Annotated in this window: 9 protein-coding genes and 1 rRNA gene; 8 read left to right on the forward strand and 2 right to left on the reverse strand. The window is 62.9% G+C overall.

Annotated features, from left to right (window positions below; all coding sequences use genetic code 11):
• The first annotated feature begins 87 nt into the window (after window positions 1–87).
• The 6 genes from purD (at window position 88) to AC1DSJ_RS25850 (ending at window position 4,520) form a co-directional block, all read left to right on the forward strand.
• On the forward strand, window positions 88–1,395 hold the full coding sequence (purD, locus tag AC1DSJ_RS25825; RefSeq protein ID WP_054427392.1) for a phosphoribosylamine--glycine ligase: 1,308 nt from the start codon (window positions 88–90) through the stop codon (window positions 1,393–1,395).
• Window positions 1,396–1,408: 13 nt separating this feature from the next.
• Window positions 1,409–2,320, forward strand: a complete 912-nt coding sequence (gene hemF / locus AC1DSJ_RS25830; RefSeq protein WP_441372408.1) for an oxygen-dependent coproporphyrinogen oxidase — start codon at window positions 1,409–1,411, stop codon at window positions 2,318–2,320.
• The gene (gene nadD, locus AC1DSJ_RS25835) at window positions 2,317–2,904 is read left to right on the forward strand and encodes a nicotinate (nicotinamide) nucleotide adenylyltransferase (RefSeq protein WP_441372409.1); all 588 of its coding nucleotides are present in this window, start codon (window positions 2,317–2,319) and stop codon (window positions 2,902–2,904) included. Before hemF ends, nadD begins: the two co-directional genes overlap by 4 nt.
• Before the next feature lie 73 nt (window positions 2,905–2,977).
• Window positions 2,978–3,382, forward strand: coding sequence for a ribosome silencing factor (gene rsfS / locus AC1DSJ_RS25840; protein ID WP_175169772.1), 405 nt, complete (start codon window positions 2,978–2,980; stop codon window positions 3,380–3,382).
• A 9-nt stretch (window positions 3,383–3,391) separates the two neighbouring features.
• Window positions 3,392–3,862 carry a 23S rRNA (pseudouridine(1915)-N(3))-methyltransferase RlmH gene (gene rlmH, locus AC1DSJ_RS25845; RefSeq protein ID WP_050449060.1) on the forward strand — a complete coding sequence of 157 codons (471 nt, stop codon included), beginning with the start codon at window positions 3,392–3,394 and terminating at the stop codon, window positions 3,860–3,862.
• Window positions 3,863–3,896: 34 nt separating this feature from the next.
• Window positions 3,897–4,520, forward strand: a complete 624-nt coding sequence (locus tag AC1DSJ_RS25850; protein ID WP_476760416.1) for a Maf family protein — start codon at window positions 3,897–3,899, stop codon at window positions 4,518–4,520.
• A gap of 82 nt (window positions 4,521–4,602) precedes the next feature.
• On the opposite strand, the gene AC1DSJ_RS25855 is transcribed toward AC1DSJ_RS25850, so the two are convergent.
• Window positions 4,603–5,940 (reverse strand): dicarboxylate/amino acid:cation symporter, encoded by a 1,338-nt coding sequence (locus AC1DSJ_RS25855; RefSeq protein ID WP_054427387.1) that lies wholly within the window; start codon window positions 5,938–5,940, stop codon window positions 4,603–4,605.
• A 407-nt stretch (window positions 5,941–6,347) separates the two neighbouring features.
• On the opposite strand from AC1DSJ_RS25855, the gene AC1DSJ_RS25860 reads away from it, so the two are divergent.
• Complete coding sequence (locus AC1DSJ_RS25860) at window positions 6,348–8,204, forward strand: sensor histidine kinase (RefSeq protein ID WP_441372413.1); 1,857 nt, start codon at window positions 6,348–6,350, stop codon at window positions 8,202–8,204.
• Window positions 8,204–9,643, forward strand: a complete 1,440-nt coding sequence (locus AC1DSJ_RS25865; protein WP_441372410.1) for a sigma-54-dependent transcriptional regulator — start codon at window positions 8,204–8,206, stop codon at window positions 9,641–9,643. Before AC1DSJ_RS25860 ends, AC1DSJ_RS25865 begins: the two co-directional genes overlap by 1 nt.
• A 230-nt stretch (window positions 9,644–9,873) precedes the next feature.
• Here the strand turns inward: AC1DSJ_RS25865 and rrf are convergent.
• A 5S ribosomal RNA gene (gene rrf / locus AC1DSJ_RS25870) occupies window positions 9,874–9,968 on the reverse strand; the annotation flags it as partial.

A 9,968-nucleotide genomic window follows, 5' to 3' on the forward strand; every position in this document is an offset into this window, starting at 1 on the left:
CTTGCCAGGGTGATATTCGGACCCGGAATGTCTCGGGTCCGTTGCCTTCTCCACGGGCTAGAGTGGCAACCTTCAGAATCACGCAACATGAAACTCCTGGTAATTGGCTCGGGCGGCCGCGAACATGCCCTCGCCTGGCGGCTCGCCCGCTCCCCGCGCGTACACAAGGTGTATGTCGCCCCGGGTAATGGCGGCACGCAACGGGCCGAGCAGATGGAAAACATCCCGCTCACCAATGCCGAGGAATTGGCCGATTTCGTCCAGCGCGAAGGCATCGCGCTGACGGTCGTTGGCCCGGAAGCCCCGCTGGCCTCGGGCGTCGTGGACGTGTTCCGCGCCCGCGGCCTGAAGATCTTCGGCCCCACCAAGGCCGCCGCGCAGCTGGAAAGCTCGAAGGACTACGCCAAGGCCTTCATGGTCCGGCACAACATCCCGACGGCGCGCTACGCCACCTTCACCGACCCGGTCCAGGCCCACGCCTATATTGACCAGGAAGGCGCCCCCATCGTCATCAAGGCCGACGGCCTGGCTGCCGGCAAGGGCGTCGTCGTAGCCGCTACGCTCGAAGAGGCGCACGCCGCCGTCGATGCGATGCTGGGCGACGGCTCGATGGGCGCCGCCGGTGCGCGCGTCGTCATCGAAGAATGCCTGGTGGGCGAAGAAGCCAGCTTCATCGTCATGTGCGATGGCCGCAACGTGCTGGCCCTGGCCACCAGCCAGGACCACAAGCGTCTGCAAGACGGCGACCAGGGTCCCAACACGGGCGGCATGGGCGCGTATTCGCCCGCGCCGATCGTCACGCCGGAACTGCACCACCGCATCATGCGCGAAATCATCCTGCCGACGGTGCAGGGCATGACGCGCGACGGCATCCCCTACACCGGCTTCCTGTACGCTGGCCTGATGATCGCCCCGGGCGATGATCCCGACCGCGAGATCAAGACGCTTGAATTCAATTGCCGCATGGGCGATCCGGAAACGCAGCCGATCATGATGCGCGTCAAGAGCGACCTGCTGGACGCGCTTGAACACGCCGTGGACGGCACGCTGAACCAGGCCGACATCGTCTGGGACCGCCGCACCGCGCTGGGCGTCGTGCTGGCCTCGCACAACTACCCGAACACGCCGCGCACCGGCGACGTCATCCGCGGCCTGCCCGCCGACGCCGAAGACTGCATGGTCTTCCACGCCGCCACGGAATTGGTCGGCGAAGACACGAAGACCACCGGCGGCCGCGTGCTGTGCGTGACGGCATTGGGCGACTCGGTCAAGATGGCCCGCGACCGCGTGTACGAAGCCATCGACGGCATCCACTTCGATGGCCGCCAGTACCGCAGCGACATCGGTTGGCGCGCGCTGAAGCCGTCGCAGCAAAAACCCAAGTCCAACGCGTAACCGGAAAGCGCTGATGAACGCCTTGCCCGTCACGACTGTCCGCGACTATCTCACCGGCTTGCAAGCCCGCATCGTCGGGGCTTTGGAAGACGCGGAAGGCGGCGCCTTCCGCGCCGATGAATGGGTGCGGCCCGAAGGCGGCGGCGGTTTGTCGCGCCTGCTGGAAGGCGGCAAGCTGTTCGAACGGGCGGGTGTGCTGTTCAGCCACGTCAAGGGCACGAAACTGCCCCCGTCGGCCAGCGCCCACCGGCCCGAGCTTGCTGGACGCAGTTGGGAAGCCATGGGTGTATCCATGGTGCTGCATCCGCGCAACCCCTATGTGCCGACCACGCACATGAACGTGCGTATGTTCGTCGCCGCGGCCCGCCCGGGCCACGACGAATCCGACGTCTTCTGGTTCGGCGGCGGCATCGACCTGACGCCCTACTATCCTTTCGAAGAAGACGCCCGGCACTTCCATACGGTATGCCGCGACGCGTTGGCCAGCCACGGCCCCGACTACTACCCGCGCTACAAACGCTGGTGCGATGAATACTTCTTTCTGAAGCACCGCAACGAAACGCGGGGCATCGGCGGCATTTTCTTTGACGACCTGAACGCCCCGGGCTTCGATGCCTCGTTCGCCTTGACCCGTTCAGTTGGCGATGCGTTTCTGGACAGCTACCTGCCCATCGTCGAACGCCGCCGCACGTTGCCGTATTCGGAACGCGAGCGCGATTTCCAGGCTTACCGCCGGGGCCGCTACGTCGAGTTCAATCTGGTCTTCGACCGCGGCACGCTGTTCGGCCTGCAATCTGGCGGCCGGACGGAATCGATCCTGCTGTCGATGCCGCCGCTGGCGCAATGGCGTTACGACTGGCAGCCAGAGGCGGGCACGCCCGAGGCCGAGCTCGCCGCCTATCTGACGCCACGGGATTGGGTTTGAAGCGCATCGGTCTCTTGGGCGGCAGTTTCGACCCCGTCCACATCGCCCACATCTCGCTGGCGCAGAACGCTTTGGACACGCTGCGGCTCACCGGCGTGGAACTGATCCCCGCCGCCAACCCGTGGCAGCGCGCGGCCTTGCACGCCACGGGCGATGAACGCTGCGACATGCTGGAACTGGCCATCGCCGGCCACGACGGTTTAAGCGTCAACCCCATCGAAATCGAACGCGGTGGCGCAACTTACACCATCGACACGCTGCGCGCCCTGCCCCAGGACGCGCGCTATGTCTGGCTGCTGGGCGCTGACCAATTAGCCAATTTCTGCACGTGGCGCCACTGGCGCGACATCGCCAGCTTGGTGGATCTGGCCGTGGCCACCCGCCCTGGCACCCCGTTGACGCCGCCGGCCGAATTGGCCGCCTGCCTGCAAGAACAGGGCCGCCAGCTGGAAGAGCTGCCGTTTTCACCCATGGCGGTTTCCGCTTCCGACATCCGCCGGCGTCTGGCCGCGGGCGAATCCACTGAAGGCCTGCTGGCCCCGTCGGTCGCCGCCTATATTGCGGCGCACCAACTTTACCGATAAACCTCACCCGCCGGGCGCTGAAAGCGTCACGGAGCCGGCATCCGCCGTCCGTCCGCGGGTTATATTTGCAGCTATGGATATAACGAAACTCCAACGCGCCGTCATCGATGCCCTCGAAGACGTCAAGGCGCAAGACATCAAGGTCTACAACACCACGCATCTGACGAGTCTGTTTGATCGCGTCGTGATTGCCAGCGCCACCTCCAACCGCCAAACCCGCGCGCTCGCTTCCAGCGTGGCTGATCGCGGCCGCTCGCTCGATCTCTCGGGCATCACGATCGAAGGCGAAGACACCGGTGAATGGGTCGTCGTCGACTTGGGCGACATGGTCGTGCACATCATGCAACCGGCCATCCGCCAGTACTACAACCTGGAAGAAATCTGGGGCGGCAAGCCGGTGCGCGTGAAGCTGCTGCCGGAATCGACGCGCGTTGCGCCGATCCCGACCGACAGCAACTACGACGACGTCGACCACTGAGTCTTTGCCGTGAAATTGATCGTTGCGGCCGTAGGCACTCGGATGCCGGACTGGGTAGAGACTGCCTGGGCCGATTACGCCAAGCGCCTGCCCGCCGATTGCGCGCTGGAACTGCGCGAGATCAAGCCTGAACCCCGCACCACCGGCAAGACGCCCGCGCAGATGATGGCGGCGGAAGCCAAGCGGATCGAAGCCGCTTTGCCGGCCGGTGCGCTGCGCCTGGCGCTGGACGAGCGCGGGCGCGACCTCACCACCATGGCTCTGTCGCAAAAGCTGGAACAGTGGCGGGCTGGCGGGCAAGACGTGGCTTTTCTCGTCGGCGGGCCAGACGGCCTGGATGCCGACCTGAAAGCCTCGTGCAGCGGGCAGCTTCGGCTGTCGTCGCTGACGCTGCCGCATCCCATGGTGCGCGTGGTGCTGGCCGAACAGCTCTATCGCGCCTGGGCCATCATGACCAATCACCCCTATCACCGCGCCTGACCGCTAGCCGGGCCGGCGCCCACTTCGCTGACGCATGCCCCACTCCGCCGACACCCCCACCCCAGCCCGTCTTTACCTTGCCTCGGCCAGCCCGCGGCGGCGTGAATTGCTGACTCAGATAGGCTTGGCGCACGAGGTCTTGCGCGTTCCCGCCCCGCCCGGCGAAGACGAACCCCAGCATCCGGGCGAAAGCGCCGCCGATTATGTGCAGCGCACTGCCCGCGACAAAGCCCTGCGCGGCCGCGATTGGATGCACGCCCAAGGCTTGYCGCCCCTGCCCTTGCTGGCCGCGGACACGACGGTGATTCTTAACGGCAAGGTGCTGGGCAAACCGGCCGACCGCGATGACGCCATCCGCATCCTGCGGGCCTTGTCCGGCGCAGCACACGAAGTCCATACCGCCGTCGCCGTGTGGACGGGCGAGCAGCTGCTGGAAGCCGTCTCCATTACCGAAGTCCGTATGCGCGATCTTCACGACGGCGAGATTGCCCGTTACTGCGACAGCGGCGAACCCTTCGGCAAGGCCGGCGCCTATGGCATTCAGGGCTTGGCCGGCACCTTCATCTCGCATATCTCCGGCAGCTACACCGGTGTGATGGGTTTGCCACTATTCGAAACGGCTAACCTGCTTCGCGCAGCGGGTATCCAGACGCCCTGAACGCGTTCCCTTTGAAATGAAAAAACCCCCGAGGTCTTCCGGACCTCGGGGGTTTTTTCATTGCAAGAACGGATACGGCGCGTTAGGCAGTATGGCTAAGCGTTGGCTGCGCTTCGTTGACCGCCGCAGCGGGCGGCACCTGGCCGTCCAGCGCGGCGTGCAACTGCTCTTGGTCCAATTCGCCTTCCCAGCGCGCGACCACGACAGCGGCGGTGGCGTTGCCGACCAGGTTCGTCAGCGCGCGGCATTCCGACATGAACCGGTCCACGCCCAGAATCAGCGTCATCCCTGCGATCGGCACGGACGGCACAACCGACAAGGTCGCCGCCAGGGTGATGAAGCCCGCGCCCGTGACGCCAGCCGCGCCCTTGGAGCTGAGCATCGCAACCGCCAGCAGCAGGATCTGGTCGCCCAAGGACAAGGGAATGTCACACGCCTGCGCGATGAACAACGCGGCCATCGTCATGTAGATGTTGGTGCCGTCCAGGTTGAACGAGTACCCGGTGGGCACCACCAAACCAACCACCGACTTCGAACACCCGGCGCGTTCCATCTTCTGCATCAGGGTGGGCAACGCCGCTTCGGACGAGCTTGTGCCCAGCACCAGCAGCAATTCTTCGCGGATGTAGCGCACCAGCTTCAAAATCGAAAAGCCGTTGTAGCGCGCTACCAGGCCCAGAATCACCACGACGAACAGCACCGACGTCGCGTAAAACGTGCCCACCAGCATCGCCAGGTTCACGACCGACTTGATGCCGTATTTGCCAATGGTGAAAGCCATCGCGCCGAACGCGCCAATTGGCGCCGCCTTCATCAGGATGGCGACCAGCTTGAAGATCGGCTGGGCCAGCGCCGTCATGAAGTTCAGGATCGGCTTGCCGCGCTCGCCCACCATCGCCAGCGAAATACCGAAGAGCACGGCCACAAACAGCACCTGAAGAATATCCCCACCCACGAACGGGCTGAAGATCGTCGTCGGGATGATGTTCATCAAGAAGCCGGTGATGGTCGAGTCGTGGGCCTTCGAGACAAAGGTCGCGACAGCCTTCTCGTCCAGCGTCTTGGGATCAATGTGCATCCCTGCGCCGGGCTGGACCAAGTGGCTGACCAGCATGCCTACGATCAAAGCCAGCGTCGAGAAGATCAGGAAGTACAGCATGGCCTTGCCTGCCACGCGGCCCACCTTTTTCAGGTCGCTCATGGCGGCAATACCCGAGGCCACGGTCAGGAAAATCACCGGTGCGATGATCATCTTCACCAGCTTGATGAAGGCGTCGCCCAGCGGCTGCATCTGCTGGCCGAGTTCAGGCTTGAATGCTCCAAGCAGCACGCCGACGATGATGGCGAAAATCACCTGGACATACAGGATTTGATAGAACTTGAGCTTGCGCGCAGGCGCGCCTTGATCCACGTCGATCATTGGGTTTTGTCCCCACCAATGCTCCTTGCCCCGAGCGGCTAGCGCAGCGGGCGACGGAGCGTTATCTGTTTTATGGCATTGCGTTATCGCCGCAAGCCCATTTCACCGTGCGTGCGGATGCCGCTCGGCTTGCATACCTATATGCAAGACGCGTGCCAGCATTGAATGGCTTGGCCCCATCGGCACAAGCCCTTGATAAGTCTGGCTATTTGTATTTGGCGATGGGGAATCGGTGTCTTGATCGAGCGGAATCCCGCACGAAAACAAGATAGAATGTGCGGAAAACCGCACACACCATGACTGACCCCTCGACTACTCCTCAAAGCAGCCGCCAAGGCTCGACGCATCCGGCCACACGGCCGACTGCGCGGGTGTCATCGGGCGGCTCTTGGCCGTGGCGCGCAGTGATGATTCTGCTCGCCATCGCCATCGTGTTCGGCGTGCTGCATATCGCCACGCAATGGGCCCGCGATGGCGCGATCAAAACCGCCACCGTTCAGGCGCGGGCGGCGGGGCAGATCAATGCCGCGCTACTACGCAACAACCTGGACAAGTTCAGGGCGCTGCCTTTCGTGCTGACACGCGATGTCGACGTGCGCGCGGCCTTGCAAGGCGCAAGCGCCGCGCAGATCGAATCGTTGGATGACAAGCTCGATGCCTTGAGCCACGGGGTCGGCGCCTCCGCCATCTATCTGTTGGACCCCAAGGGGCTGGCCATCGCCGCCAGCAATTGGCGCGAACCCGCCACTTTCGTAGGCGTGGACTACCAGTTCCGGCCGTACTTCCAGCGCGCCGTCGCCAACGGTTCTGCGGAACACTTCGCGCTGGGTACGGTCAGCCACGAGGCCGGGCTGTACTTGTCGCGCCGCATCGATGACATCAATGGCGCGCTGCTGGGCGTCATCGTATTGAAGGTTGATTTCCGTGACCTTGAATCCGACTGGCGCCAGTCCAGTGCACCCATTTTTGTCACGGATGAGCACGGCGTGGTGCTGTTGGGCAGCATCCCGGACTGGCGCTTCGATGTGCTGGCGCCGCTTGCGCCCGACTTGGCCGAGCGCCTGCGTACGAGCCTGCAATTCGGCGACGCTCGCTTCCAGTCCTTGCCTGTCACGCCGCCGCTGGCTCCAGCCAGCACCGGGCAATTGGTGCGTATCGACGACGCCTTGCCGACGCTGCCTAAAGGCGCGCCGCTCTTGCACACGACGCTGCCCATCGCCGAGTCACCGGGCTGGACTTTGCACCTGCTGTCGCCCGTTCAGACGGCCATGAGCCAAGCCACCGCCAACGCCCAGCTGGGCGCGTTGCTGGCGCTGAGTCTGCTGGCCGCTGCAATTGGCATCGTGCTGTATCGGCGCCATCGCAATCGCGAACGCGCAGAACAACAGGCCGCCATCCAGGCCCAACTCGCCGCGCTGGTCGATGAACGCACCGCACAGCTGCGCGAGGTCAACGACCATCTGATGGATGAAATGGACGAACGCCAACGCGCCGAAGCGCGCTTGCACACCATGCAAGATGAACTTGTACAGGCCAGCAAGCTTGCGCTGCTTGGCCAGGTCGCAGCGGGCGTCGCCCATGAAATCAATCAGCCCGTTGCCGCCATCCGTGCGTACGCAGACAACGCATTTGAGTTTTTGCGGCGCCAGGATTCCGGCTCCGCGCAGGAAAATTTGGGCACCATTGCTTCGCTGACTGAACGCATCGGGCACATCACGGGCGAATTGCGCGCATTCTCACGCAAGGCAGGCGCATCCGTGGGGCCCACCAGCCTGAAGGAAGCCTTGGACGGCGCGTTGCTGTTGGTCGGGCCACGCGCGCGACGCCAAGGCGTCACGCTGCAACGGCCGCCGGAAGATCAGGACGTTCTGGTCCGGGCCAACCGCATCCGGCTGGAACAAGTGCTGGTGAACTTGCTGCAAAACGCGCTGGAAGCATTGGAAGGTAATGCGGACGGCCGCGTCGTGGTCGCGCTGCAAGACTTGGGCGCGACGGTTCAAATCCATGTCGCCGACAACGGCCCGGGGCTGTCCGACGACGATCGAGCACGCCTGTTCATCCCCTTCCATACGACTAAACCGGAAGGCCTGGGGTTGGGTCTCGTCATCTGCCGCGACATCGTCACTGAATTTGGCGGAGAACTGCAAGCCGCCCACCCCAGCGATCCCGGCTTTCCTGCCCCTCATGGCCCGCAAACGGGCGCCATGTTCACCCTGACGCTGCGTAAGGCAGCTGCCGGACACCCCGTTTCGGCCACCCCCTAATGACTCGCTCACCTGCATCTTCTACCCCAATTCCCGCTTCAGCTTCCATTGATGACGGTCTTCGCGCGCCCATTCCTCCTCACGTTGTGTTCATCGATGACGACGAGGAACTACGGCGCGCGAATGTCCAGACGTTGAAGTTGCACGGCATGACGGTCGACGCCCATGGCACGGCGCGTTCCGCGCTTCCCGTCTTGCACCGCGATTTTGACGGGGTCGTCGTGACCGATATCCGCATGCCCGATATCGATGGCCTGCAACTATTTCATCGTCTGCGTGATATTGACCCCGAGCTTCCCGTCATTCTCATTACCGGCCATGGCGATATTGCCACCGCCGTCCAGTGCATGCGTGACGGTGCCTACGACTTTCTGGCCAAACCCTACGCACCCGACAGGCTGACCACAGCGATCACACACGCCGCGGAAAAGCGTCGTCTGGTGCTGGAAAACCGGCGCCTGCGTGAAGCCGCGTTTGCGGTGGAAGCCGACGAAGTCCCCTTCATCGGCACCACGCCCGCCATGCAACGTATCAAACAAACGCTGCGCCATATTGCCGATGCGGATGTCGACGTGCTGGTTGAAGGGGAAACCGGCACCGGGAAGGAAGTGGTAGCGATGGCGTTGCATCGCCTGAGCCGCCGCCGGCACCGTGCGCTCGTCGCCATCAACTGTGGCGCTCTGCCCGAAAGCGTTATCGAAAGCGAATTGTTCGGGCACGAGGCAGGCGCCTTTACGGGCGCTCAAAAGAAGCGCATAGGCCGTATCGAACATGCCAGCGGCGGCACCTTGTTCCTGGACGAAATCGAAAGCATGCCGCTGGCCGTGCAAGTGAAGCTGCTGCGCGTGCTGGAATCTCGGCAGATCACTCCGCTTGGCAGCAACGAGGTGCGCAATCTCGATCTGCGCGTCGTCGCCGCCACGAAGGAAGATCTGGGCAGCCCGGCTATCCGCAGCAAGTTCCGCGAAGACCTTTTCTACCGGCTCAATGTCGTCACGATCCGTATTCCGCCCCTGCGCGAACGCCGCGACGACATCCCTCTGTTGTTCGCGCATTACCTCGGTCACGCATCACGCCGCTTTCATCGCGATATTCCTGAGATGCCTGCCTCGATCAAACAGTATGTGATGACACATGACTGGCCTGGCAATGTGCGCGAACTCGCCCACTTTGCAGAGCGCGTCGTGCTGGGCGTTCTTAATACCCCAGCGGTCGATACCGTTCCCACAGCAAACGCAACACAAAGCCTGCCAGAAAGAATGGAGCAATTCGAAGCCCAACTCATCCGTGATGCGTTGCAAACGCATCAGGGGGATATCAAAGCCACACTGGAAGCCTTGGGTATTCCCCGCAAGACCTTCTACGACAAGTTGCAAAGGCATGGCATTGACCGGCAACAGTATTTGCGCGGCCCGTATCAAGCACCGCACCATCCGTAGCCATAGCGATAGCGATAGCGATAGCCGTAGCGATGGCCGTAGCCGTAGCGTAAAGACAGGATTAATACCCGCGCCCATGCAAAAACCCCTCGCAGCGCCAGCTGCGAGGGGTTTTCTTTTAATCAATGCTCGAATGTCAGTTATCGAATATATCAATGGTCGAATCGTAAAAACCGAATCACCAAATACAAAACCCCACAGGGTTACCTGTGGGGTTTTGCGGAATAAAAGCCTGACGATGACCTACTTTCACAGACGTCCGTCCACTATCATCGGCGCGAAGGCGTTTCACTGTCCTGTTCGGGATGGGAAGGAGTGGTACCAC

Source organism: Achromobacter sp. 01N37 (genome assembly GCF_056399725.1).

Bases quoted from the DNA above. Each gene is read 5' to 3' on its own strand.
- purD (WP_054427392.1), top strand. From the start codon at position 88: ATGAAACTCCTGGTAATTGGCTCGGGCGGCCGCGAACATGCCCTCGCC.
- hemF (WP_441372408.1), top strand. From the start codon at position 1,409: ATGAACGCCTTGCCCGTCACGACTGTCCGCGACTATCTCACCGGCTTG.
- rsfS (WP_175169772.1), top strand. From the start codon at position 2,978: ATGGATATAACGAAACTCCAACGCGCCGTCATCGATGCCCTCGAAGAC.
- AC1DSJ_RS25855 (WP_054427387.1), bottom strand. From the start codon at position 5,940: ATGATCGACGTGGATCAAGGCGCGCCTGCGCGCAAGCTCAAGTTCTAT.
- AC1DSJ_RS25860 (WP_441372413.1), top strand. From the start codon at position 6,348: ATGATTCTGCTCGCCATCGCCATCGTGTTCGGCGTGCTGCATATCGCC.
- AC1DSJ_RS25865 (WP_441372410.1), top strand. From the start codon at position 8,204: ATGACTCGCTCACCTGCATCTTCTACCCCAATTCCCGCTTCAGCTTCC.